The 23,744-nt window shown below is 41.7% G+C and carries 24 protein-coding genes; 12 read left to right on the top strand and 12 right to left on the bottom strand.

Annotated elements, in window-relative coordinates; translation table 11 throughout:
* Positions 1–80: 80 nt before the first annotated feature.
* From NSP_RS00105 to NSP_RS00115, 3 genes are read right to left on the bottom strand one after another with little or no spacing between them, the layout of a single operon-like run.
* Complete coding sequence (locus NSP_RS00105; protein WP_006194423.1) at positions 81–827, bottom strand: NUDIX hydrolase; 747 nt, start codon at positions 825–827, stop codon at positions 81–83.
* The gene (locus NSP_RS00110) at positions 788–1,387 is read right to left on the bottom strand and encodes a nicotinate-nucleotide adenylyltransferase (protein WP_006194422.1); all 600 of its coding nucleotides are present in this window, start codon (positions 1,385–1,387) and stop codon (positions 788–790) included. The genes NSP_RS00105 and NSP_RS00110 overlap by 40 nt, the downstream gene beginning before the upstream one ends.
* Positions 1,384–2,781, bottom strand: coding sequence for a nicotinate phosphoribosyltransferase (locus NSP_RS00115; protein ID WP_006194421.1), 1,398 nt, complete (start codon positions 2,779–2,781; stop codon positions 1,384–1,386). The genes NSP_RS00110 and NSP_RS00115 overlap by 4 nt, the downstream gene beginning before the upstream one ends.
* A 374-nt stretch (positions 2,782–3,155) precedes the next feature.
* Between NSP_RS00115 and NSP_RS00120 the strand changes: the two genes are divergently transcribed.
* Entirely contained in the window at positions 3,156–3,308 is a 153-nt protein-coding gene (locus NSP_RS00120; protein ID WP_042201566.1) for a hypothetical protein, read from the top strand.
* Between the two features lie 137 nt (positions 3,309–3,445).
* Here the strand turns inward: NSP_RS00120 and NSP_RS00125 are convergent, their stop codons facing one another.
* The 4 genes from NSP_RS00125 to NSP_RS26625 form a co-directional block, all read right to left on the bottom strand.
* A complete protein-coding gene (locus NSP_RS00125; protein ID WP_006194419.1) occupies positions 3,446–4,954 on the bottom strand; it encodes a UbiD family decarboxylase in 1,509 nt (502 codons plus the stop codon).
* Positions 4,955–6,121: 1,167 nt separating this feature from the next.
* A complete protein-coding gene (locus tag NSP_RS00130; protein WP_017803697.1) occupies positions 6,122–7,129 on the bottom strand; it encodes a WD40 repeat domain-containing protein in 1,008 nt (335 codons plus the stop codon).
* Positions 7,130–7,310: 181 nt separating this feature from the next.
* Entirely contained in the window at positions 7,311–7,619 is a 309-nt protein-coding gene (locus NSP_RS00135; RefSeq protein ID WP_006194417.1) for a hypothetical protein, read from the bottom strand.
* A gap of 331 nt (positions 7,620–7,950) precedes the next feature.
* Positions 7,951–8,121, bottom strand: coding sequence for a chlorophyll a/b-binding protein (locus tag NSP_RS26625; RefSeq protein ID WP_042201593.1), 171 nt, complete (start codon positions 8,119–8,121; stop codon positions 7,951–7,953).
* A gap of 697 nt (positions 8,122–8,818) precedes the next feature.
* On the opposite strand from NSP_RS26625, the gene ald reads away from it, so the two are divergent.
* Entirely contained in the window at positions 8,819–9,910 is a 1,092-nt protein-coding gene (gene ald, locus NSP_RS00145; RefSeq protein ID WP_006194415.1) for an alanine dehydrogenase, read from the top strand.
* A gap of 126 nt (positions 9,911–10,036) precedes the next feature.
* On the opposite strand, the gene NSP_RS00150 is transcribed toward ald, so the two are convergent.
* Both NSP_RS00150 and NSP_RS00155 read right to left on the bottom strand, forming a co-directional pair.
* Entirely contained in the window at positions 10,037–10,711 is a 675-nt protein-coding gene (locus tag NSP_RS00150) for a DUF4276 family protein (RefSeq protein ID WP_006194414.1), read from the bottom strand.
* A gap of 155 nt (positions 10,712–10,866) precedes the next feature.
* Complete coding sequence (locus NSP_RS00155; protein ID WP_006194413.1) at positions 10,867–12,180, bottom strand: AAA family ATPase; 1,314 nt, start codon at positions 12,178–12,180, stop codon at positions 10,867–10,869.
* A 201-nt stretch (positions 12,181–12,381) separates the two neighbouring features.
* Between NSP_RS00155 and NSP_RS00160 the strand changes: the two genes are divergently transcribed.
* The 5 genes from NSP_RS00160 (at position 12,382) to NSP_RS00180 (ending at position 17,777) form a co-directional block, all read left to right on the top strand.
* Positions 12,382–13,827, top strand: a complete 1,446-nt coding sequence (locus NSP_RS00160) for a cytochrome ubiquinol oxidase subunit I (RefSeq protein ID WP_006194412.1) — start codon at positions 12,382–12,384, stop codon at positions 13,825–13,827.
* 420 nt (positions 13,828–14,247) lie between these two features.
* Complete coding sequence (gene cydB, locus NSP_RS00165; RefSeq protein ID WP_006194411.1) at positions 14,248–15,261, top strand: cytochrome d ubiquinol oxidase subunit II; 1,014 nt, start codon at positions 14,248–14,250, stop codon at positions 15,259–15,261.
* Between the two features lie 161 nt (positions 15,262–15,422).
* Entirely contained in the window at positions 15,423–16,442 is a 1,020-nt protein-coding gene (locus NSP_RS00170; RefSeq protein ID WP_006194410.1) for a daunorubicin resistance protein DrrA family ABC transporter ATP-binding protein, read from the top strand.
* A 46-nt stretch (positions 16,443–16,488) separates the two neighbouring features.
* Positions 16,489–17,376 carry an ABC transporter permease gene (locus tag NSP_RS00175; protein ID WP_006194409.1) on the top strand — a complete coding sequence of 296 codons (888 nt, stop codon included), beginning with the start codon at positions 16,489–16,491 and terminating at the stop codon, positions 17,374–17,376.
* A gap of 44 nt (positions 17,377–17,420) precedes the next feature.
* On the top strand, positions 17,421–17,777 hold the full coding sequence (locus tag NSP_RS00180; RefSeq protein WP_006194408.1) for a hypothetical protein: 357 nt from the start codon (positions 17,421–17,423) through the stop codon (positions 17,775–17,777).
* 68 nt (positions 17,778–17,845) lie between these two features.
* Here NSP_RS00180 and NSP_RS00185 read toward each other — a convergent pair whose 3' ends face one another.
* The gene (locus NSP_RS00185; RefSeq protein ID WP_006194407.1) at positions 17,846–18,283 is read right to left on the bottom strand and encodes a peroxiredoxin; all 438 of its coding nucleotides are present in this window, start codon (positions 18,281–18,283) and stop codon (positions 17,846–17,848) included.
* A gap of 244 nt (positions 18,284–18,527) precedes the next feature.
* Between NSP_RS00185 and NSP_RS00195 the strand changes: the two genes are divergently transcribed.
* The 5 genes from NSP_RS00195 (at position 18,528) to NSP_RS00215 (ending at position 21,473) form a co-directional block, all read left to right on the top strand.
* Positions 18,528–18,932 carry an Npun_F0494 family protein gene (locus NSP_RS00195; protein WP_006194405.1) on the top strand — a complete coding sequence of 135 codons (405 nt, stop codon included), beginning with the start codon at positions 18,528–18,530 and terminating at the stop codon, positions 18,930–18,932.
* Between the two features lie 91 nt (positions 18,933–19,023).
* Positions 19,024–20,499: a cobyric acid synthase CobQ gene (gene cobQ, locus NSP_RS00200; protein ID WP_006194404.1), complete on the top strand. Its 1,476-nt coding sequence runs from the start codon at positions 19,024–19,026 to the stop codon at positions 20,497–20,499.
* 17 nt (positions 20,500–20,516) lie between these two features.
* Positions 20,517–20,756 carry a 2Fe-2S iron-sulfur cluster-binding protein gene (locus NSP_RS00205; RefSeq protein WP_006194403.1) on the top strand — a complete coding sequence of 80 codons (240 nt, stop codon included), beginning with the start codon at positions 20,517–20,519 and terminating at the stop codon, positions 20,754–20,756.
* Between the two features lie 293 nt (positions 20,757–21,049).
* A complete protein-coding gene (locus NSP_RS00210) occupies positions 21,050–21,262 on the top strand; it encodes a type II toxin-antitoxin system HicA family toxin (RefSeq protein WP_006194402.1) in 213 nt (70 codons plus the stop codon).
* Positions 21,255–21,473, top strand: coding sequence for a type II toxin-antitoxin system HicB family antitoxin (locus NSP_RS00215; protein WP_006194401.1), 219 nt, complete (start codon positions 21,255–21,257; stop codon positions 21,471–21,473). The genes NSP_RS00210 and NSP_RS00215 overlap by 8 nt, the downstream gene beginning before the upstream one ends.
* 33 nt (positions 21,474–21,506) lie before the next feature.
* On the opposite strand, the gene NSP_RS00220 is transcribed toward NSP_RS00215, so the two are convergent.
* Positions 21,507–21,953 (bottom strand): SRPBCC family protein, encoded by a 447-nt coding sequence (locus tag NSP_RS00220; protein ID WP_006194400.1) that lies wholly within the window; start codon positions 21,951–21,953, stop codon positions 21,507–21,509.
* A 42-nt stretch (positions 21,954–21,995) separates the two neighbouring features.
* A complete protein-coding gene (zds, locus tag NSP_RS00225) occupies positions 21,996–23,435 on the bottom strand; it encodes a 9,9'-di-cis-zeta-carotene desaturase (protein ID WP_006194399.1) in 1,440 nt (479 codons plus the stop codon).
* Positions 23,436–23,744 lie beyond the last annotated feature (309 nt).

A 23,744-nucleotide genomic window follows, 5' to 3' on the forward strand; every position in this document is an offset into this window, starting at 1 on the left:
ATAGACGCGTTAGCGGCTTGCCATAGGCTACACAGATAATATAATATAGTACCTAGCAAAGTGGGAAACGCTATAAGCTACTAAATAAATACTAAAGGTTTATCTTTAAAAGGTGCAAAAGCCTCAGCATCAAACTTATATAAACTAGCCGGACGACCAGCACCCCGTGAAACTTTGATTCCGGTATCGGACAAAAAACCTAACTTCAGTAGCCGCGCCCGAAAGTTAGAATAATCAGCAAAATTGTCGCCTAAAACTGTAGTGTATAACTGATACAAATCATTTAATGTAAAGCTAGCTGGCAAAACATCAAAAGCAACGGGACTATACTCTAACTTATTTCGTAAACGTCTGTGTCCATAAGCCAAAACTTGATTATGATCAAAAGCTAATTGTGGGACATCTTTAACTGGATACCAAGCAATACCAGAGACTTTATCAGCAATTAATTCTGCTTCTTCAAATCTCACTAGGGCAAAATAACTAACTGAGAGATAACGTATACCATAACTACCAGCAGCTTCCCGTGGATCGCGATGGGGACCGCCAAAGGTGTATAACTGTTCTAAATAAAGATTATTCACCCTAATTTTTTCTGCCATAATTCGATAGGCAGCATCTTCTAAAGACTCTCCTTGACGTACCAAAGTACCGGGAAGACTCCAAGAATTTAAAAATGGTTCCTGTTGTCGCATGATTAAGAGAACTAGTAGCCGATTTTGGGCAGTATCTACAGAGAAAATGACATTATCAACGCCAACCTTAAAATCGGCCAAAGGTTGTTGATTTAGTGGAATTGGTATCTTTTTGTGGTTGCGTCCTGGCATTTGTACAAATGCTCTTGATGAATATAAGCGACAATTGGGGGAGTTAGGGCTTGAGTATCTCCATGTTCACGATAAGCTGTGGAGGAAACATCTATACCAGTTAAGCTAGCGATCGCAATGTTACCGCCCAGATTCTGCACAGCCTCCAAGCTATACTCATCTATGGCATATCCTGGTCGTGGCACAATCAGGAGTTGCACTTGCTGTAACAAATCTTCAATGCGATACCAGCGCGGTAACTGATGCAATAAATCTGAACCAATCACCAAAGTAAACTCAGTCTCCTCACCCCAGCGAGACTTGGCTTTTTCCACAGTTTCCAGAGTTCTGAAACTACTCAAATCCTGTTCCAAAGCAATATTCTGGCGTGGGGTATCAATATCCATAATCAACAATTGCAGCATTGTAGCCCGATGTTGCAAAGGCGTTTGATGAGACTTAAAAGGATTATCAGCCGCCCAAACAGCCACCCAATCATAACCCTCAGATAACCACCTGAGAATCTTCTGATGTCCAGCCGTCGGGGGATCAGCACTAGTACCAAATAAAGCAATTCTCATCTCTGTGTCCTCTGCGCCTCTGCGGTTGGTTTGCTCGTCTTTAAAATCAACTCCTGTAACTGGGCAGAAATTTCCACCTCCACCCCCACAGGATCATCCAAACGGCGAGTTTCCGCAGGTAAACTAGCCACACTAGCCGCAGTCCTTTGGCGAATCTCCGGCAAACTTTCCTGCTGATGCAACCGTTCACCATTCTTGACTACCAACTGTAACAAAGGTGATCCCAAGACATTGCTTTCATCTACTAATGCCAACTTATCGGCTTTTACCTTACCCCCCACAAAGGAACGAAAAATTTGCTTGCGTCCGGGATAAGTCACCTTCCCACTTGACTGTTTCATCACCGGGATACCATCAATTTCTACGAGTTTATAGACTCCATTTACAGGCGCACCCGTAACTAATCGAGTTCCCAACCCATAGCCATCGATTTGGGCATCAGCAGCCTTGAGTCTGGCAATTTCCCATTCATCTAAATCACCGCTAGCAAAAATTGATACATTAGGAAGAAGCGATCGCACTTGTTTTGACAAAGTAACCAAATCTCCAGAATCCAACCTCACCCCAGTTAATTCCATTTCGCCAGCATTGACTTTTGCAGCTAACTGCTGTGCCGCAGCGATGGTATCGTATGTATCAATTAATAATGGCGAACCGGGAAAATAGCGATGAAAGGCAGTAAAAGCCTGCTCTTCACTACCTGCCATTGCGGAAAGTGCCATAACTAAAGCGTGAGCCATCGTACCACTTGGCTGTTCTCCCAGTTGTAGCGCTGCTAACACATTAGAAGTAGAATTTAAGCCCCCTGCCAAACCAGCCCGCGCCGCCCATAAAGAGGCTTGGGGACTAAACGCCCTTCGCGTGCCAAATTCTAAAAGTGTGGCTGATTCGCCCGCAACATCCCGGAGGCGTGCCGCCCTGGTAGCAATCAAGGTTTGATAATTAATCGTATTGAGTAAATAAGTTTCTACCAGCTGTGCTTGCCAAAGGGGTGCTTCCACCCGCAATAATGGCTGATGAGCAAATACGGCTGTTCCTTCCGGTACTGCCCAGACATCACCCGTGAAACACCCCTCAGCTAAAAGTTTCCAAAAGTCTTCACTTGCATGAGCAAAAATTCCCGTCCCCTGTAAAGCCTTTATCTGAGCAGGGCGAAAGCGAAAGTTTGCCAAATATACCAAAACCTGCTGTAGCCCCATAGCGATTAAATAACCAAAATTTTCTGGCAAGCGTCTAACAAATAATTCAAAGCTAGCCCGTCGTTGTTCTACACCTTCACCCGTGTAACAAGCTGCCATTGTTAGTTGATAAAGGTCAGTTAGCAAGCTGTAATCAGCCGCACACAGATTTCCTTGTTGTTTCTCTATGCCGTCCCAGTCTGGAAAAGTTGTCATGCAAGAGCGTCCTTAGAAGAATGCTACTTTTATTATGGTAGATTTTACTATAAATAATGTCAACTCTAAAACCTATAAATTCATATACTGTTCTCCTACAGGAGAAATAAGATAGGTTAATCCCAAAATATACAATTATTTAATATATTTTAATAGTGAATTTCAATAATATTTTTGCACAAACTTTTGCTCAGATGAGATTATAATTTATAATTGAGGGTAAGAGTTAGACTTACACATCAGCTAAAGTATTGCAAAGATACCCAAAGAAGTATTGCAGATATTTGCAATATATTGAGATTTTAATCTAGTGGATAATATCAGCACTAAAGTAGATCAATAACATTCAACGCGACTCAAAAAAGGAGTCTTATATGGCTATTTCAAAGACATTTGTCAGCATAATGCAGTATGTTTCTGAAGCTGTAATGCGAATTTTTAGCCCCACTGAGGATGCTTATCCCATGATTGGTGTGCAGCCATTTACAGGTGAACTTTATAAACGAGGAACAGCAAAGGTTTGGTAGTTCTGTTCACCAAAATGAATTATCAAGAAGAACCCCACCCCCAACCCCCTCCGATATCAAAGGTTTATCCTTTTCTTCGCCCCGTTGCGGGGGTATTTCGGGGGGGTGCGAGGAGGGGGCTAAGAATGGAATAGTTTCTACCGCATATCGTAACCGAACAAATTCGGATCGACTTCTCCTAACTTTAAATCGGCTAAACCATACTCAGCCCATCGTTTGTCTACCATCGCGGCTATATCTGGATCTGATTCTAAGGGCGAACCCCATTCGTGGTCTGTTTCTGGTGGAATCTTGGTCGTCGCATCAATTCCCATCCTTCCACCTAAACCAATTTTCTCACTAGCAAAATCTAAGGTATCAAAGGGTGTATTCGGCAAAATAAATACATCCCGACTGGGGTCAACTTTGGAACTAATCGCCCACACGACTTGACGCGGGTCACGAATATTGATATCTTTATCTACAACAATTACAAATTTGGTGTAGGTAAATTGGGGTAAGGCACTCCAAAAAGCCAAAGCCGCCCGTCGCGCTTGTCCCGGATATGCTTTATCAATGGAAATAATCGCCGCTTTGTAACTCAAAGCTTCCATTGGTAAGAAGAAATCGACAATTTCGGAGACTTGTTGCCGCAGAATAGGAGTGTAAATCCGATTGAGTGCGATCGCCATCATCGCTTCTTCTTTAGGTGGACGACCGCTAAATGTGGTTAAATAAATGGGATCTTTGCGGTGAGTCATACACCCGAAGCGCACCAATGGCGAATCTTCCACACCCCCATAATAACCCATGTGATCACCAAAAGGACCATCTGGTAAGACTTCCCCTGGTGTGATTGTCCCTTCTAAAACAAACTCGGAATCTGCGGGAACTTCCAAATCTACGGTTTTACACTTGGCTAAATTTACACCGGAACCGCCATACAGTCCAGCAAATAACCATTCTGATAAATCTACCGGAATGGGAGTCGCAGCTGCCATGATAATTAAAGGATCTACACCCAGGGCGATCGCAACTTCTAACTTTTTACCACATTCAGCAGCTTTGCGTAAATGTCTCGCCCCACCCCGCACAGATAACCAGTGAACAGTCATGGTATTTTTAGATTGCAGTTGCAAGCGATACACACCCACATTAGGCGTACCCGTCTCACAATCCTTAGTAATTACCAAACCCAGAGTGATAATCTTACCAGCATCATTTATGTAAGGACGAATCAAAGGTAACTTATTCAAATCCAAATCATCACCTTGAAGCACCACTTGCTGACAAGCTGGGAAAAAATCTCTTCCTGGTTTAGCCTTCACCACATCAAACAGCACTTTCCCAAAATCTATAGCTTGGGAAATCTTTTTCGGTGGTTTTGGTTGTTGCAGCATACCCAACTTTTTACCCAAAGTCTCTAATTCCTCTGGATGCTGCATATTCATTGCCCAGCATATCCTTTCCACAGTTCCCATCAAGTTAACCGCCACCGGGAACGATGCACCCTTGACGTTTTCAAATAGTAACCCTGGACCACCTTTTTGCAGCATCCGGTTGCAAATTTCTGCAATTTCAAATTCTGGGTCAACTAAAGCTGAAATTCTCTTTAATTGTCCTCTTTCTTCCAGAATTTTGATGAATCCTCTTAAGTCTCTTGCCATTGTGCTAATAAATTGGAATATTTAAGAAATGTAAAGCGTTCTCTTATATTATTCATTATTAGCCACAAGTAGGTTGCCAAAGCCACCTTGCAGTCCATGATAAAATTCGGGAACCAGAAAAAACTTTCTCCCAACCCTCACTTCCCACAATGCCCAGTAATTTTGGTTAAATCTAGATTTAACTGTAAATTAACCCAGTTATGAGCTTTTCTTAACCCCAAAGTCATTTCTATTTAGTTATCCTAATGCAGGATAGGCATTATTTGTGACAAATAAGCACTAACCTCCTCAAACATGGCAATAATATATACCGTCCTGGCAGGTGGTCTTGTAACGTTACCCCTGCTGGGTTTGTTTTTTCCTGCCGACTTATTGATATTTGATTAATAAACAAGCTGAAAAACATTTAGTTGGCATATTTAAATTACATTGGTAATTTTTGGCAAAAACGGCAAAAACAAGCATACATAAGCGTTTCGAGAAAAAGGTTGTTTAGAATCTAAAACCCTTATCCTACCGTCAATACATTAAAAAACCCTTGTGGGAAACCTTCAAGGAATTTTTAGGACTGATTGTTTTTGCCAAGCCTAGCAAGAAACTGGAGTTCATGGTTGAAGCATTATCATCTCACCCTCGTAATTTGGCTACAGTATTGTAATTAGTTATTTGATTTTTGATTAACGGGCTAATTGATTTAACAGTTAGTTCTCAATTAATATGTTAAAAATCCAGGTTTGTCGCTTGTGTATATTAATAAAATTGCTAATTTAGAGATTTAGCATAGAAGTTTATCTATCAAATCATCATAAATTTACCTCTCTTTCTTATTGCTACTTATTGACAATACATTCTGATGCCATTTTGTCATATTAATCACTGCTCAAAATCTTTTCTCCCTACAAATGTCTGATTTTATTCTTTGTTTACATTTTTGTTTCAGTAATTACCGCTTGTGACAGTTGAAGGTGCGGAATGTGGGTGAAAAAGTCGAATCCGCAAAAAAACTGGAGCAGTTTGATTCTTTACGAGATGCCATTGAGGATGTCTTGCATTTTGCGTCCTAACCTCCTTGGCGGTTGCTATATTCAGATGCTAATTAATCAATCAATCAGATCCCCGACTTCAGATCCCCGACTTCTTTGAGAAGTCGGGGATCTCAGCATTCATTCAAGGTGCGATCGCCCAAATATTAACTCTGCCATCAAAACTACCACTGGCGAGGGTTTGACCATCAGGACTAAAGGCGATCGCACTTACCCAGTCTGAATGTCCCATCAGTGTATTTACTAACTCTCCTGTAGTTAAATTCCACAATTTTACGCCATCTCTGCCGGCACTGGCTAAGGTTTGTCCATCGCGATTGATGGCGATCGCATTCACCCAATTATTGTGTCCTGTGAGGGTGCGTACTGGCTGGTTAGCATTCAGATTCCAAACTTTAATTGTGCGATCGCGGCTAGCCGTCACGAAATTTGACCCGTCTGGCGTGAAAGCGAGGGTAGTCACTGTCCGGGAATGTCCAGTAAATTCACGGATTAATTCACCAGTATTCAAGTTCCACAGCTTAATCACACCCTTATTATCACCACTAACTAAAGTCTGACCATCAGGACTCATTGCTAGTGTATGTATAGAATTATCAAACCTGACTAAAGTCGCCAGTGGGCGTTGCTGTAATAAATCCCACATCCTAATACCGTCTAAAGCACCACTGACGAGAACTCGACTATCGGCAGATACAGCTAAAGACATCACATTACTGCTATGTCCCACAAAAGAGCGGCTAAACTTATTATTTCTCAGATTCCAAAGATTAATTGTATTATCGCTGCTACAGCTAATTAAAGTTTGTCCATCTGGGGAAATTACCAAAGACTTCACCCCAGTTTTATGCGCTTTCCTAATACGCGCCACTCTTTTACCAGTTCCGGTATTCCACAATTCGATTATGCCATCATTTTTAGAACCACCACTGGCCAGAATTTGGCTATTAGGGCTAAAGGCTAAAGATTCAACATTTCCTTGATGTCCAGAGAAGCTGTAAAGCAGTTGGGGATTTGTAACCGCAGCTTTGATTCGAGAGTCTGGTGTAAATTCCACCACAGCATGAGCAGCACGAATGTTTAACCCTTGCCAGACAGTTATCGGCAGAGCGATCGCTGCCATAAATGCCATAATAATATACGGATGCAGTACGGAATTATCACCACTTTTTCTCTCACTCCTCACTATTTTTCCTCACTTTTAAGTTATTTACGCCAATAAAATTTACAGAATTATAGCAACCGCCAAGGTGGTTATGACACGGCAAAAGTCTAAAACTCAGTCACAGCAAGTATTTCAATTTTGACTCTTGCTATATATCCCTACCAGACCGGGGTGGTTTTTTCTTAGAAATAGTCAGAATTGGCAGAGTAGGACTAGATGACTGCGAAGGCAAGTAATGTTGTACTACAGGCTGGTCTGGTAGGGGTCGCCGTTGCTGGATACGCCATAACTTAAAAGCTAGGCTGATCCCTGCTGTCCCCAAACCGAAAGCAAATAATGACCAACTATCATCCAATCCGCCAATCAACGCATCAACCACACCTACCGTCATCAATACGCTGATTATTGTGTCTTTTCTGTAGGCTGACTTTATAAAACGAGGTAATACAGCATTCATCACAACTTGGTTTATCCAGATTACCTTATGTGTAACTTAATCGAGAATACCTCACACATTAACTGCCATTTTGATGATAGTCATCTAAATGACTAAAATCTTCTCCAGTACCGAAAAAGTGTAGTGATTAATCATCTTGCAGGTGTCTTTTACCAGCAATTTTAAAATCATAGCAACACTTGTTTCTGTGCCTTTGCCTCATAGACGGCAAGTCGTGCAAGGAAGTTCGCTATTAGGTATTGATACGGTCAAAACCAGCTAGTTGTTCCAGCTGGTTCAAACACTTCTAATTACTAGTTTACAACTTCAAGTATTATGCTTGTTGACAGCACTATTTCAGGCCTAGCCATGATAGCACACCTTGATTAGTGGAATACTCAATCACTACCATCAATAAAAAGCCAATCATTGCAGCTCGACCGTTTAAGCGTTCAGCATATTCATTAAAACCAAATTTAGGATCTTCTAATTTGGGAGTAATTGTTGGTTGTGATTGTGTCATTTTCCAGAAACCTCTTTTTGGCAAACGGGACTTAAAAAAGTGAACAGATGGCGGCGATACTGGTGCTTGAATACCAGCATCAATTGGAGAATCGGCTACAGCTTCCAGAAAGAAAACCACAGCAACACTATTTTAACAATTTGTAATGATTTTTTATATATTGTAGAAATACTGGGGCAATATTGAACCTCCCCACGTCTAAAGCCAGGGGATTCTTGCCTACCTGAAAAAGGCGACAACGGGACATTCAAGTATCCCTCTACTCACTCAAAGAGCTTTTGCTCTCATTCGCGCATACTTTCTGAGTCCTTCATATTTTAAAGATGAACGCTCCATATCCTGCCATTATTCGCCCTTTAACTATTCCGAATCGAGTCGGATATGTCCGTTGCCGGGATTGCTCCGTACTAGGATACTTCAATGCGCTGAAGGTTATTCCTACTTGTTTTCTCGCTAATCTATTTTAACACTGTGGCTAAAGCCACGCAATCGTTTGACGGAACTTAAAAGTTCTTACCGCCTTCTCCCCATGCCTAAAGTCAGGGGCTTGCGTCTCGTTTTTCGGTCAAGGGTAGGAGTTTCATCCCTTGCTAGTGGGGTTGAGAAAACTAGGTTAGTAGTTAGTGATCCCTAATACGGAAGTGTAAGCCTGACACTGGCAGGCTAAAGTTAAATAAAAAATCATTAGAGGCGGAACATGGAAATCGGCGTTCCTAGAGAGTCTAAGGATCAGGAATTTCGGGTAGGGTTGAGTCCTTCTAGTGTGCGAGTGCTACAAGAAAATGGTCATGCCATTTTTGTTGAGACTAAAGCAGGTAGTGGTGCGGGATTTACAGACGATGATTATCGAGAGTCTGGGGCTGAAATTGTTTCCACACCGGAAAAAACTTGGAATCGGGAGTTAGTTGTCAAAGTCAAAGAACCTTTGACAAGTGAGTATAAATTTTTACAACAAAAGCAGATTTTATTCACTTATCTACATTTAGCGGCTGATCGGAAATTGACCGAGCATTTAATTGATTGTGGCACTTGTGCGATCGCCTACGAAACCGTAGAACAACCCGGTGCTAACAAACTACCACTGCTGAGTCCTATGAGCATTATTGCAGGTAGGCTAGCAGTACAATTTGGAGCCAGATTTCTAGAACGCCAGCAAGGTGGTAGAGGAGTTCTCTTAGGTGGTGTCCCTGGAGTCAAAGCCGGAAAAGTCGTCATCTTAGGCGGCGGCGTTGTCGGTACAGAAGCCGCTAAAATTGCTGTAGGCATGGGTGCTGCTGTGCAAATCTTAGATGTGAGTGTCGAGCGCTTATCTTACTTAGAAACCCTATTTGGTTCTAGAGTCGAACTACTTTACAGTAACTCTGCTCATATCGAAGCCGCTATCAAAGAAGCCGACTTACTAATTGGTGCAGTTTTAGTCCCAGGACGTAGAGCGCCCATATTAGTATCCCGTGAATTGGTCAAACAAATGCATCCCGGTTCAGTCATCGTAGATGTTGCAGTTGATCAAGGCGGTTGTGTGGAAACACTACACGTAACATCACATACTAATCCCGTATATGTTGAAGAAGGTGTAGTCCATTATGGTGTTCCTAATATGCCAGGTGCTGTACCTTGGACAGCAACACAAGCATTAAATAACAGTACGTTACCCTATGTTGTGCAGTTAGCAAATCTAGGTATCAAAGCATTAGAGGTTAACCCAGCATTAGCTAAAGGCTTGAATGTCCAAAATCATCGCTTAGTACATCCAGCTGTACAAGAGGTTTTCCCAGATTTAGTAAATTAATGTTACAGGCTATTAAGTAAGTAAACATTAATAAATTCAAGCTTGTAGTAAGTGTTTTAAAAGTAAAGCACTTACTACAGAAGGTAAATTTGTTTAACCTAGTAATTACAGGGTTTAACTAAAGCTTCATGAAGAACGACAAAAATCATGGAGATAGTTATAAAGTTCCCGAAATAAGGGACATTTCTTTTGAACTACATCGGGGTGTATATCAGCTAATAACGCAGGTGTATGTAAACCTTTAGAAAAGCGGGTTGAACTGCTATCAAATTCATCTATAACACTAGAATCTACTAGCGCCTGTGATAATTTTTCTAGACAACAATCTCTTTCACTATCATACTCACTAAATGACTCTGGGGTATCAAAAGAAATATTTTTCTCTGTACTCAACCACTGACACATACGCTGGTGTCTGCCTTTAAAATCAGGATGTTTGGCTACTGAATTAAACCAATCTGCGATAATCCAAGCTTCTAATTCAGGAGCAGCAAATCCCACAATTTTTTTGAAATTACTAGATTCTGGTATTGTTAATATTGCCGCTAATATTTTTTCTTGTTGCTCAGTAGCATTGCGACAATCTAAATCGTCAAAAACTAAAATCAAATTACACTTATTGGGTTCATACTTGAAAGCAATAGGTAATTCACGTCTAATTTGTTCAATTAAACTTTTACCCGTTTTGCCATAACTATGTACCTTATTAGGTTTACCACCAGGTTTATTACGAACTGGGGTTTTTCTTTCAAATTGGCATCCAGGAAAACTTTTTTCTAAACAGGACTTACGCAAAATCATGAAAAAACGAACCACATTCGCGTAGCGTCTCCCCTTGGGAGAAGAACGCGAAGGACACGAAGGAAAGAGGGTTGCAGAGAGTTATTGCGTAAGTCCTACTAAAAAAGGAATCAGTCCTCTAACTTCAGCTTCCCCACCACCGGCAAACACCCATACTACCACGGCCATCCTCCAATACTGGGATCGCCAACACGGTATAAATCACCTAATTCCCATCCTTCTGCTAGTTTTTCACTCAGCATTTCAGGAGAAAGCGTTTTTATGGAGAAATGCATTTTATCTTCTGAGTAAAAACAAAAAACATTTTCTAAACAATCTGTGAAATGATCTAAAAGGTCAGGGCTGTGGGTGGTAATAATTACTTGTGTTTTTCTGGCAGCTTTTTTAATCCATTCTGCTAAAATCGGCATCCATGATACGTGTAACCCTAATTCTGGTTCATCAATTACTAACAATGATGGTAAAATTGGCGAATGTAAGATAGTTGCCCAACACAACATTCTTACAGTTCCATCTGATAACTCATTTAGACAAAATGCTTCTTTAATATCTTGAAAATATAATTCTAAAGTTAGGGATAATCTACCAGAACGTATGGGTCGAAGACGACGGCTTTTCGGTAATATAGCCTTTAATGCGATGTTAATACTTTCTTCAAATTCGATATCCTGTTGAATTAAATTATCCAATACTAAAGGTAAATTATCTCCAGATTGTGATAAGTAAATATCACTTCCTCCAATTTTTGGTTCTGATAGCCGGATTTCATTCAAATCCATATTATTGGCATTATAAAATTGCCACTGGGAAACTAATTCAATTAATTCTCTTCTGACTTTATAAACAGGTGTATTTTCAGGAGGATATTGACTATGTTCAAGTAGCTTGGGAATAGTAGCAAGTCCTAAAGAATTGCTTGGTATATCTTCTAAACCTTCAAAATGAGTTCTTAAAGTTTGACCAGGTTCATCATAAACTGAAACAGCGCCTTTGCCAAATTCTCTGTCATGGAATTTATAATAATAAAAAGGTGTCGATGAATTGTAATCATGTAAATTGACTCCATTATATAAATACTCTTCTCCTATAGAAACTTTGAGATTAGGTTTATTCACAAAAATTTTTATATCAAGGATTCTGCTATCTTTAGAAGCTGTATTAATTTGGGTATTTTGAGGAAATTCAAAACAATATGCAAGTCTTACTCTCGCAGGACTATCTACACTAATATCTAAAATTCTGTCACCGCCACATTGAGATATAGCATCTTCAAAACTACTGACACCTCTATTTTCATCGGGAATTTTAGTTAGGCTAGATTTTAAGAATTTTAAGCAACTGATAAAATTGCTTTTACCTGAATTATTTGCACCTATAAAAATATTGAGTTTCTGGAGTTCAACTACTTGTTCTAAAGATAGATTCTTATAATTTTTAGTAATCAAAAAGCGCAGCAGAGGTTGATTCATAAAACTGCCAATAAATTTCTTGATTTCTAATTATAACCGACTATATTTTTTAATATTACACATTGATAGTTGATGGAGAGCAAGAAAAGTCTTATTGACACAATTTGCAACAAAACTACTCTAGATGCCGCCTTTTGGTATATTCACGCCCTATTTAAAACGTGTATCCTAAATAGTGTGGCTAAATAAGGGAGGAAATTCGTGGAATTTTTATCCGATTCAGTGGTGTTATCACGGATGCAGTTTGCATTCACGGCACTATTTCACATGATATGGCCTGTCCTGACCACAGGAATGGGGATTTATCTGGTCATAGTTGAAGGAGTATGGCTCAAAACTCGTAACCCTGATTACTACCTTCATGCTCGTTTTTGGTCAAAGTTTTACGTCCTCAACTTTGGGATTGGTGTAGCAACGGGTATCCCAATGGAATTTCAATTTGGTACGAATTGGGGACCTTTCTCGGAAGCTGTAGGTAACTTTTTTGGTAGCGTTATCGGTTTTGAGGCTTCTTGGGCATTTATGCTCGAAGCAGCATTTTTAGGTATTATGTTATTCGGCTGGGAACGCGTTAATCCCGCCATTCATTATCTTTTAACAATTTTGGTAGCTTTTGGCGCGAATTTATCAACTCTGTGGATTTTGACAGCAAATTCCTGGATGCAAACTCCCGCAGGTGGAGCAATGGTTGATGGTAAATTTGTTGTCAGTGATTACTTTCAGGCAATTTTAAATCCCTTCATGGTCAATAGTGTGCTGCATATGTTTTTTGCCACACTGGAAACTTCTTTATTTGTGATTGGTGGAATTAGTGCTTGGTATATTTTGAAGCAACGCCACCAAGCTTTTTTTACTCGGTCTTTAAAGATTGCTTTAGCAGCTGCGATCGCAGTCGCACCATTACAAATATACATCGGTCACTTAAGCGGCGAACAAGTTTATCACTATCAACCCACCAAACTCGCAGCAATGGAAGCCCAATGGGAATCTTCCCCAGCTGGACAACCTGCTGATTGGAGTTTGCTGGCTATACCCAACGAAAAAGCCCAGAAAAATGACTGGGAAATCACCATTCCCAATGCGTTGGGGTACATTCTGGAATTTAAGCAAAATCTTTCAGAACCGTTACGCGGTTTAAAAGAGTGGAAACCAGAAGACCGTCCCCACATGGTGGGTTTAATTTATTACGCCTTCCGCACCATGATCGCCATTGGCTTTTTCTTAGCCGGCTTAATGCTGTTAAGCACCCTACAATGGTTACGTGGTAAGCTCTCAGCCGAAAATATTACCCAGCAACGTTGGTTGATGCGAGCTTGGATACTAGCCGCACCTTTAGGATATATCGCCATAGAATCAGGCTGGATTGTGCGTTGTGTAGGTAGACAACCTTGGACACTTTACGGACAAATCCGCACAGTTGATGCTGCTTCTAATGTACCTGCTAGCAATGTTTTAGTTTCACTCAGTAGCTTTGTCACAGTGTACAGTTTGTTATTTATTGCAGCTATATATTTCGGTAGTCGGATTATTCGTCAAGGGCCAAATCTGGACTTACCAATCCCCGGAGTAGAAATTACTAAACCTGCAATAGAAACTTCTCCTGGAGAGTTTATACCCGATGAACGTCCTGTAGAAGCACAACAATAGGCTTTCGGGACTGGGGATGTTTGGGGGGTTGACGACGGAAATATATTCTGTAGGGGCGGGTTGATAAATATGCTTTCCTATCAACCAGGATCTAAATAAACCCGCCCTCAGAGGGTGTTTGAAAAGTGGTTGGCTGTGATTTTAGGCACTCGCAGATCCCCCCTAGCCTTGAAAAGGGGGGAATTAGAATCAAAGTCCCCCTTCTTCTACGCCGAAGGCGCATCCCCGAAGGGGTTTAGGGGGATTTAGGGGGATCTAGAATGTTTTGCTACCAACAATAGGACTTTTCAAACATCCTCTCACTCCCAAGCTGTAAAGGTGGGTTACGACGGAAATATATTTTTAGTATTGTGCAGAGTTTTGTCGCCGTCTAACCCACCCTACTTTGTATTTTTGACAAACATCGCAACAGGTAATTATATGGAGACGCTCCAGTATTTTCTTCCTCAAGTATGGTTTGTAATTTTGGCTCTCTTCCTCTTGCTTTACGTGATGCTAGACGGATTTGATTTAGGAGTGGGGATATTATCTCTCACCTCCTCGGATGAGGAACGCCGGGGAATTTTAATGACCAGTTTAAGTAACATTTGGGATGCGAATGAAACATGGCTGGTTCTCTTAGGCGGCGGGCTTTTTGGTGCATTTCCCTTAGCTTATGGCACAATTTTTACTGCGTTATATATTCCCCTCCTAGTAATGGTGTTTGGGTTTATTTTTCGGGGTGTGGCTTTTGAATTTAGGGAGTTATCCAACCGCAAATTTTTCTGGAATTTTGCCTTTGGGGCTGGAAGTTTTACCGCCGCACTCGGTCAAGGTTTCGCTTTGGGGGCGGTACTCAAGGGAATTAATGTTGATGAAGCCGGACACTTTATTGGTACAACTTGGGACTGGTTGAGTATTCCCTCTGTGTTGGTGGCTTTAACGTTGATTCAAGGATATGTATTGATTGGCTCAACTTATCTTATCTGGAAAACTACGGGAGAATTACAAGCTACTCATTTTAAAACTGCCAAAATTGCAGCTTGGACAACTTTAATCGGTGCGGTTTTCATCACCATTACCACACCAATCATTTATGAAACTGCTAGATCCCGCTTATTTCAACAACCCCTAGTTTATATCTTTGCCATCATTCCTATTTTAGGAGTTTTGCTAATTTGGCAACTTCTGAAAAGTCTCAACCGGTGTGAAGAAAGAGCGCCTTTTGTGTGGACGATTCTTTTATTTGTGCTGACTTTTCTAGGTTTAGGATTAATTGTTTTCCCGTATATTATTCCTAATCAAATTACCATTTATGAGGCTGCTGCTGATCCGAGTTCGCTGGTAATCATGATTATTTTTATCGGGTTTTTGATTCCGGTGATGTTGTTTTACAACCTTTACCAGTACATTGTGTTTAGAGGTAAGGTGACTGGTGAGCAGTATGGCGAGTAAATAAGTTTTGCGGAAAACCCCACCCCTAACCCCTCCGGTGCAAGCAAGGAGGGGAATAAATAAAATCACGGAAGGTAGCCAAGCGATCGCCTGACTTCACACTACTCATCTACAATAGAAATAGAATTGTTGAGATTTGTATAGTTAGGGGTTAAGCTGTCATGGCTCCCGCCGTTTTAATTGAAAATCTGCAAAAGAGCTACGGCGCAGTAGTTGCTGTCAAAGATGTATCCTTTCAGGTAGAACCAGGAGAAATCTTTGGTTTACTCGGCCCTAACGGGGCGGGGAAAACTACGACTCTACGCGCCTTATGTACTCTCATTACACCAGATGCTGGCAAAATCGAAGTATCTGGTATTTCCGTTATAGATAACCCCAGAATCGCCCGACAAAAGCTGGGCTATGTGGCGCAAGAAGTCGCATTAGATAAGGTGCTGACTGGTAAAGAACTACTGCAACTGCAAGCAGCGCTTTATCATATCCCCCGCGCGGTAGCCAAACAGCGTATTGATATGGTATTGGATTTGCTCGGTTTACAGGAATACGCGAACAAAAAAACCGGAACCTACTCAGGCGGTTTACGCAAGCGTCTAGACTTAGCGGCTGGTTTGCTTCATGCACCAGATGTTTTGGTGTTGGATGAGCCAACAGTGGGGCTTGACATAGATAGCCGTATTGTGGTATGGGATTTCTTGCGCCAGCTACGCGCCTCTGGCACAACAGTACTAATTACCAGCCATTATTTAGAAGAAATTGATGCTTTAGCTGATCGCGTGGCAATTATTGACCGTGGGGTGGTGATTGCGGCTGGTACACCTTCTCAATTAAAGGATAAAGTTGGAGGCGATCGCATCACTTTGCGAATCCGCGAATTTTCCCCCATTGAAGAAGCCGAAAAAGCCAAACACCTCTTGCAAGATTTACCCTTCGTGCAAGAAGTCATTATCAATAACGCTCAAGGTAATTCCCTCAACTTAGTGGTGACACCTCAAAGTGATGCCCTAATTACCATACAGCAATCCCTAAACACCGTCGGCTTGCCCACCTTTGGCATCGCCCAATCTCGCCCCAGCCTCGATGACGTTTACCTCGCCGCCACCGGACGCACCTTACTAGATGCAGAACTCGCCGCAGTCAGCACCCGCGATGCCAAAGCCGAGAAAAAGCAAAACATGAGGTAAACGCTTCCAAACCTGATAACTGATAACTGTCAACTGATAACTGATTATGAGTGTTACTCCTAAAAGTGAAATGAATTGGCAGCAACTAGCATCACCAGAACTAGATGTGAATGCTGCACCCAGTTTTTTGGGTGACTTAGTACAAGAGACGCTGGCTTTAACTCGTCGCTTGTTTATTCAATTACAACGCCGTCCCTCAACCTTAGTCGCCGGAATTATTCAACCGGTAATGTGGTTAGTGCTATTTGGTGCTTTATTCCAAAATGCCCCCAAGGGTTTGTTTGGAACTACTGGAAATTACGGACAATTTTTAGCTGCTGGCGTAATTGTTTTTACAGCTTTTGCCGGGGCTTTGAATGCTGGTTTACCTGTGATGTTTGACCGGGAATTCGGCTTTTTAAACCGTTTGCTGGTAGCACCTTTAGCATCGCGGTTTTCCATAGTCTTCGCTTCCGCCATCTTTATTATTAGCCAAAGTTTGCTGCAAGCAGCCGTGATTGTGGCAGCAGCAGCCTTTTTAGGGGCGGGGCTACCGGATGCAGCAGGTTTAGGTGCGATCGCCTTAATTGTCTTCCTACTAGCATTGGGCGTAACTGCCATTTCTCTGGGCTTGGCTTTTACCTTACCCGGTCACATTGAATTAATTGCGGTAATTTTTGTAACTAACTTGCCACTTCTGTTTGCAAGTACCGCCTTGGCTCCTTTATCCTTTATGCCTCAGTGGTTGCAAATTGTCGCTACCCTCAATCCTCTTAGCTTTGCTATTGAACCAATTCGCTATCTTTATCTTCATAGCAATTGGGGGCTAGATAGTGTAGTGATGACAGCGCCTTGGGGTAATGTTACCTTTGGTGGAGCGCTGCTGGTGTTGTTTGGCTTTGCCCTTGTAGCTTTATTGAGCATTCAACCCCGACTGCGGCGGACTCTGGCGTAAAATTACAACTGGATTCGTTAAAGCAATTTAAGGGTTAAAACTCTATGAAAAAACCAATTTTATCAGTTACTAAACTGTCAGTGCTAACTCTGGCAGGAATTGGCTTCGCTTCCTTATTTATCGCTCAACCCAGTTTGGCTCAATTCAACTCAGTTGATCGTGGTTCCAATCAGAATACTGATCCCTTTTCCCCCCCTAACTCAGGTGATATCAATAATGTTTTTGATTTGATGCATCGGGTCAAATTAGGGAATCTCAACTGGAATGCTAATGAGCAACAAGAACAACTAGACTCAGCCGCATTAGACTTTAGAGCTAGGCAAGAAAAAGCTTTTCAAGAACAGCAACAGTCAAATACAGATTCAGCTTCGAGTTCACCTGAAAAAATTCAATTGCCGTAAATTTCATCTCAAAACCTCAACCCCGAAACCTCAATGGGCGGAGTTGAGGTCAATTCAAAATCTCAAAACTACAGACCAAGTGCAGCTAAAACATCACTGGCATGAGTAGTGGTATTTACACTAGCGTCAACATGAACGATTTTGCCGTTAGGGTCAATTACGTAAGTGACACGCTTGGCATAACCACCGCCATCAACATCATAAGCTTTGATTAAACTTTTCTCGGTATCAGCCAACAGAGGAAAATTTAGATTATATTTTTGAGTGAACGCCTGATGAGCAGCTTCATCATCCGCGCTGACTCCCAGCACTACTACATCTTTACCTGAATATTGAGCTTGGGCATCCCGAAAGCTACAAGCTTGTTTGGTGCAGCCTGGAGTGTCATCTTTGGGGTAAAAATACAACACAACTGTCTTCCCAGCGAAACTAGATAACGAAACGGTATTGCCGTTAGTGTCTTTGACGGTAAATGCAGGTGCATCTGTACCAACTGCTAGAGGCATAATGAACCTTTCCTGTTTTAAATTGATGACTTTGAAATTTTACAATAATTTACAATATTTAAGTGATTTACTAGAGAAAGTATTACTTAGGACTGAGGAGTGGGGACAAGAGGCAGGGGAGCACCGGAGCACCGGAGCAGGGGGGACAAGAGGCAGGGAGCACCGGAGCAGGGGGGACAAGAGGGTAACTTCTCAATGACCAATGACTAATGACCAATGACTAATGACTAATGACTAATGACCAATGACTAATATTAATTCTCAAAACCGGAATACGTTTTTTTATACACGTAGCACAGAAGAAAGGGCGAAGCGATCGCTTGTCTGTTCTCCCTTCAAGATTGTTTTGTTTGAAACAATGCGTCAGCAGAGTGTAGCATTAGGTGCGATCGCTATGGAAAATGGTCTCAAGCATGGCTATACCAAACGCCCGTTATCAGAATTGGTGTGCGATAATGCTCTGGGCTGGCTGATTCAAGTTGGTGTTTTGCGGCGAGAAGTTGATGGTCAAGGAATTACCGATGGTTTTCGCCTAACTCCTCTAGGACATCAGTTAGTGGAACAATTCCAGGGCGAAAATTTGCCTAATCCTTCCTGGCGCGATCGCCTGTATAATTCGGTAATTTACTGGTTTAGACTACCTTTTTAATCACAAATTACGTCAAGCCTGCGGCATAGCTACCCTGAGAGCGCAGTGGGGTGGATCACCATTACGAATTACGAATTATGAATTACGAATTATGAAAGCAATTATGGTAGTGGGAACAACATCCCACGCAGGGAAATCACTGATAAGCACCGCTATTTGTCGCATTTTGTCGCGGCGTGGTTTGCGAGTGGCTCCCTTTAAAGGTCAAAATATGGCTTTGAATGCTTATGTCACTGCCAATGGGGGAGAAATTGGTTATGCTCAAGCAGTACAAGCTTGGGCTGCGGGTGTTGCTCCTTGGGTAGAAATGAACCCGATTTTACTCAAACCCCAAGGAGATATGACATCCCAAGTCATTATCAAAGGTAGAGCAGTAGGCAAAGTTAAAGCTTCAGATTATTACGAACAATACTTTGATATTGGTTGGCAGGCAATACAAGAATCTCTCAAACATTTATCCACAGAATTTGATTTTCTAGTCTGTGAAGGCGCAGGTAGTCCGGCGGAGATTAATCTCAAGCACCGCGACTTAACTAATATGCGGATAGCAAAATATTTGAATGCACCAACTATATTAGTAGTAGATATTGACCGTGGTGGCGCTTTTGCCCATGTAGTCGGTACTCTGGAGTTATTAGATCCAGAAGAACGCCAATTAATAAAAGGTATAGTAATTAACAAATTCCGGGGACAGCGATCGATCTTAGAACCAGGGATAAAATGGTTAGAAGAACGGATTGGTATCCCCGTTGTTGGTGTTATTCCTTATTTTCAAGAAGTATTTCCCGCAGAAGACTCCCTTGACCTACTAGAACGTAAGTCATACAAAACCAACACTGACCTGAATATCACCGTCATCCGCTTACCGAGAATTGCCAACTTTACCGATTTTGACCCCTTGGAATCGGAACCGACGGTAGCAGTAAAATTTCTGGGTATGAAGCAAGATTTAGGACATCCTGATGCCGTAATTATCCCAGGGTCAAAGACCACAATTACTGACTTGCTCCTAATGCAAAAAACTGGGATGGCAGAAGCAATTCAAAACTATGCAGCTTCTGGTGGTACGGTCTTGGGGATTTGCGGTGGCTACCAAATGCTGGGGCAAATTATCGCCGATCCAGAAGGAGCAGAAGGACAAGCAGGTAGATTTCAGGGGTTAAATCTTTTACCCATTAGAACTGTCATTACAGGACAGAAAATTGCCCGCCAGCGCCAAGTTAGCTCAAATTATCCCCAGATGGGTTTACCAGTGAATGGGTTTGAAATCCACCAAGGGCGATCGCGTGTAGAAGAACAAGGAGATAAAACAGCCTATCTACCTCTATTTGATGATCCTAATTTAGGGTTAGTCGATAGCTGTCAATCTATTTGGGGTACATATCTCCACGGACTTTTTGACAATGGCCCTTGGCGACGGGCTTGGTTAAATCGCTTGCGTCAACAACGAGGCTTAAAATCTTTACCCACTGGTGTTGCTAACTACCGAGAACAGCGAGAACAGATTTTAGACTACCTCGCCACAGAAGTTGAAACCCATTTAAATTTAACGCCCTTTTTACCTTAAATAAATTCTATTGCGTCATGAGTATTCGCGTCCGCTTTTTGCCAGATGATATTACTGTTGATGCCGAAGTCGGAGAACCTCTGTTAGATGTAGCAGAACGGGCTGGGGTGTTTATTCCCACCGGTTGTCTCATGGGGTCTTGTCACGCTTGCACAGTAGAACTAGAAAATGGAGATGTCATTCGCGCTTGTATTTCAGCAGTATCTCCAGGGCGCGAAGAAATCACAATTAATTTGTATAGTGACCCAACGTGGTAGTTTTTTAATACTTGGATAGAGTGATGTAAAAAATTCTTAAGATAATCGCTTTATCAAAGGTATATGCTATGGCTTAGGGAACACCAGAAAATAAATTATCCCATCCTACAAGAGTTGTATTTAAGTATGTTGTGCAAAATAAGGTTTTTTCAGCGTAAATATGGATACCCTTTCAAAAGGTTCAAAAGCCCAACGTAAAAGCTTTTTGACTTTTGACTTTTGACTTTTGACGAACGCCTTGCGGTACTAGAGTGATGAATTATTCGATAACTTATATTTAGATCTTATAAATCATGCCTAAAAAAATTAGAGAACTTAAGCAAATGCTTCGCCAAGTTGGTTTTACAGAAATCCCAGGCAAAGGAAGTCATACTAACTGGGTGCATCCCTTATATACTGGAAAAATCACGATTTCAGGTAAAGACGGAGCAGATGCTCAACGCTACCAAGAGAAGAAAATAAAACAAGCAGTTGAGAAGGTTGAAGGGAGAAAACAAGATGAGTAATCTCAAATACCAAATGATTATTCAATGGTCAGAGGAAGATAATTGCTTCTTGGTAGGATTCCCAGATTTTCCCGGACAAGAATGGCGAACTCATGGGGAAACTTACCAATTAGCAGTAGCCAACGGCATTGAAGCCTTAGAATCTCTGATTATTGCTTATGAAGCTACGGGCGATACACTACCACAACCAACAGTGTGTAACGCCGCATAGTATGAAATTGCCGAGGGTAGTTAGACAACTGTTTTAGCTATTAGACTTGACATTCAAAGCATATTCTTTGAACCTTTCCAAGTCAGCTTGAATAGTAGACTCAACTACCCTACCTAAAAACAAATTATCCATAATTTTACCAATCAGCCCCGGAATAGCATAGGAAATAGTCATTTTAACAATACTGCTACCGTGGCGATCGTAAAAGCGAATTGCTCCCTGATTCGGCAAACCATCAACGGATTCCCATTGAATAATTTGCTGTTTGACAACTTTCAGCATCCGGGATTGCCATTTAAATTCCAAACCATTAGTGCTGAGTTTCCATAGAGAAATATCTGGATTCTCTGGCGAAATCTTCACCGAATCAATCCACTTCATCCAACGGGGCATTTGCTCTAAATCAGACCAAAGACCCCATACTAATTCTATGGGAGCTTCTACTTCAATCTGCACACTATGCTCTAACCACTCTGCCATTTTTTTCTTCCTTTGCTTTGTGTGTGTGCTTAGTGCGGTTGGTTATTTTTTGATGTTCTCTAAAATCACTTTTGCCGCCCGTCGTCCGGAAATGGTTGCTCCTTCCATGCTATCGATGTAATCTTGTTGAGTATAGCTACCTGCTAAAAAGAAGTTATTGATCGGTGTTTTTTGGTTAGGACGGAAAGGGTCCATTCCTGGGGCTTCCCGGTAGAGAGATTTTGCCAATTTCACAACGCTATACCAAGTCATATTCAGTTCTCGTGATGAGGGGAATAGTTCATGAACTTGCTTGAGGACGTGTTGCGCGATCGCCTCATTACTTTGTTTAATAAAAGGATCTCCCGGTGTGAGTACCAGCTGCAATAAAGACCCTTCCCCTGGGCGATAATAATCACTGGGGCTAGCTAAAGCCAAATCAGCAAAACAAGAAAAATCAGCATCGGCGGTATAGAGCAAATTATCTATCCCCGCAGCATGATTTAACTGTTTGCGTTGCGCTTCATCTTGCAGTTCTGTCACCCAGCCATCAAATCGTAACTGTACTGTGGCTACTGGTACGGCATCCAATTTATAAATATTGTCAAATTCTGACCACTTACGCCACTCTTGGGGTAATATACGCTGAATGCCTGGGACATCGCAAGCAAAGACGTAAGCATCAGCAGTAATAGTTTCTGTGGTGTCACCTTCGGCTACCACTATACCAGTCACTTGAGTTTCTTCGCCTGACTCGGTAAATTGAATTTCCCGGACTTGGCGACGCGTATAAACTTGAGCGCCTCTTGCTTCTAAATATTTGAGGATAGGCTGGTGCAAATACTCATTCGGGGAACCTTCCAGCATCCGCATAATTGAGGCTTCCGTTTTAGATGCAAAAAACTGGAAGATTGTCAACATACAACGGGCAGAAATATGGTTACAATCAATAAATCCCAAAGCATAAGCAATGGGATTCCACATCCGTTTAATGCTACCCTCACTACCGCCGTGACTGCGGAACCATTGAGCAAAGCTAACTTTGTCTAAGGTACGGATAGTTTTCATCGCCCCGTTAAAGTCTACCAACCCCCGGACTATGGGGCTAGTACCCAAGGCGATCGCATTTTGTAGTTTATCTTGTAATGACAGTTGAGAAGTCGTAAAAAATGCCTTTAAACCATTGAAAGGCGCACCCGTAAAAAAGCGAAAATCTAATGTACCAGTGCGTCCCCCTTTATTAATAAAGGTGTGGGTATGTTCTTTCAAGCGTAAATTCGACAACGCCCCCACTTTTTCCATTAAATCAAATAGCTGGTAGTAACAACCAAAAAATACGTGCAACCCCATTTCAATATGGTTGCCATCATCATCAACCCAACTACTAACTTTACCACCAACAAATGGACGGGACTCAAAAATTTGGACTTCACAACCAGCATCAGCCAAATCTACTGCGGTTGCTAGCCCAGCCAGTCCCGCACCCACTATTGCAACACGCATTCCATCTTACCTTTTCAGTTTCTTTACAGATTGTAACTGGGTTGGTGTCGGAATTGGTTATTTGTGTCAACTTCACTATTGCGTAACACAACAGCGTCATGCCGATACAAAAAAGTTAACTAATGCTAACAATAGCCAACTTTTTGTTCCTGCTTCACCCTAGAGGTGTCGGCACTGTCTAGTCCACAGGCTTTAAGATTGGGTGTATCTCACCCTACTATTGTTGTATTTAGGCTTGGTTATCACCTAAAATACGTATCAATAATAGCACTGTTTAGGGGCTGAAAGTCTGAAAATTTTCTAGAGGCA

The sequence above is a fragment of the Nodularia spumigena CCY9414 genome (assembly GCF_000340565.2).
GTDB lineage: Bacteria > Cyanobacteriota > Cyanobacteriia > Cyanobacteriales > Nostocaceae > Nodularia > Nodularia spumigena.

Bases quoted from the DNA above. Each gene is read 5' to 3' on its own strand.
- NSP_RS00185 (WP_006194407.1), bottom strand. From the start codon at position 18,283: ATGCCTCTAGCAGTTGGTACAGATGCACCTGCATTTACCGTCAAAGAC.
- NSP_RS26625 (WP_042201593.1), bottom strand. From the start codon at position 8,121: ATGACACAATCACAACCAACAATTACTCCCAAATTAGAAGATCCTAAA.
- NSP_RS00220 (WP_006194400.1), bottom strand. From the start codon at position 21,953: ATGGCAGAGTGGTTAGAGCATAGTGTGCAGATTGAAGTAGAAGCTCCC.
- NSP_RS00150 (WP_006194414.1), bottom strand. From the start codon at position 10,711: ATGATTTTGCGTAAGTCCTGTTTAGAAAAAAGTTTTCCTGGATGCCAA.
- ald (WP_006194415.1), top strand. From the start codon at position 8,819: ATGGAAATCGGCGTTCCTAGAGAGTCTAAGGATCAGGAATTTCGGGTA.
- NSP_RS00180 (WP_006194408.1), top strand. From the start codon at position 17,421: ATGAAAAAACCAATTTTATCAGTTACTAAACTGTCAGTGCTAACTCTG.
- NSP_RS00210 (WP_006194402.1), top strand. From the start codon at position 21,050: ATGCCTAAAAAAATTAGAGAACTTAAGCAAATGCTTCGCCAAGTTGGT.
- NSP_RS00125 (WP_006194419.1), bottom strand. From the start codon at position 4,954: ATGGCAAGAGACTTAAGAGGATTCATCAAAATTCTGGAAGAAAGAGGA.
- NSP_RS00110 (WP_006194422.1), bottom strand. From the start codon at position 1,387: ATGAGAATTGCTTTATTTGGTACTAGTGCTGATCCCCCGACGGCTGGA.
- NSP_RS00205 (WP_006194403.1), top strand. From the start codon at position 20,517: ATGAGTATTCGCGTCCGCTTTTTGCCAGATGATATTACTGTTGATGCC.
- NSP_RS00155 (WP_006194413.1), bottom strand. From the start codon at position 12,180: ATGAATCAACCTCTGCTGCGCTTTTTGATTACTAAAAATTATAAGAAT.
- cydB (WP_006194411.1), top strand. From the start codon at position 14,248: ATGGAGACGCTCCAGTATTTTCTTCCTCAAGTATGGTTTGTAATTTTG.
- cobQ (WP_006194404.1), top strand. From the start codon at position 19,024: ATGAAAGCAATTATGGTAGTGGGAACAACATCCCACGCAGGGAAATCA.
- NSP_RS00120 (WP_042201566.1), top strand. From the start codon at position 3,156: ATGGCTATTTCAAAGACATTTGTCAGCATAATGCAGTATGTTTCTGAA.
- NSP_RS00175 (WP_006194409.1), top strand. From the start codon at position 16,489: ATGAGTGTTACTCCTAAAAGTGAAATGAATTGGCAGCAACTAGCATCA.
- NSP_RS00195 (WP_006194405.1), top strand. From the start codon at position 18,528: ATGACTAATATTAATTCTCAAAACCGGAATACGTTTTTTTATACACGT.
- NSP_RS00170 (WP_006194410.1), top strand. From the start codon at position 15,423: ATGGCTCCCGCCGTTTTAATTGAAAATCTGCAAAAGAGCTACGGCGCA.
- NSP_RS00105 (WP_006194423.1), bottom strand. From the start codon at position 827: ATGCCAGGACGCAACCACAAAAAGATACCAATTCCACTAAATCAACAA.
- zds (WP_006194399.1), bottom strand. From the start codon at position 23,435: ATGCGTGTTGCAATAGTGGGTGCGGGACTGGCTGGGCTAGCAACCGCA.
- NSP_RS00135 (WP_006194417.1), bottom strand. From the start codon at position 7,619: ATGAATGCTGTATTACCTCGTTTTATAAAGTCAGCCTACAGAAAAGAC.
- NSP_RS00115 (WP_006194421.1), bottom strand. From the start codon at position 2,781: ATGACAACTTTTCCAGACTGGGACGGCATAGAGAAACAACAAGGAAAT.
- NSP_RS00215 (WP_006194401.1), top strand. From the start codon at position 21,255: ATGAGTAATCTCAAATACCAAATGATTATTCAATGGTCAGAGGAAGAT.
- NSP_RS00130 (WP_017803697.1), bottom strand. From the start codon at position 7,129: ATGGCATTTATGGCAGCGATCGCTCTGCCGATAACTGTCTGGCAAGGG.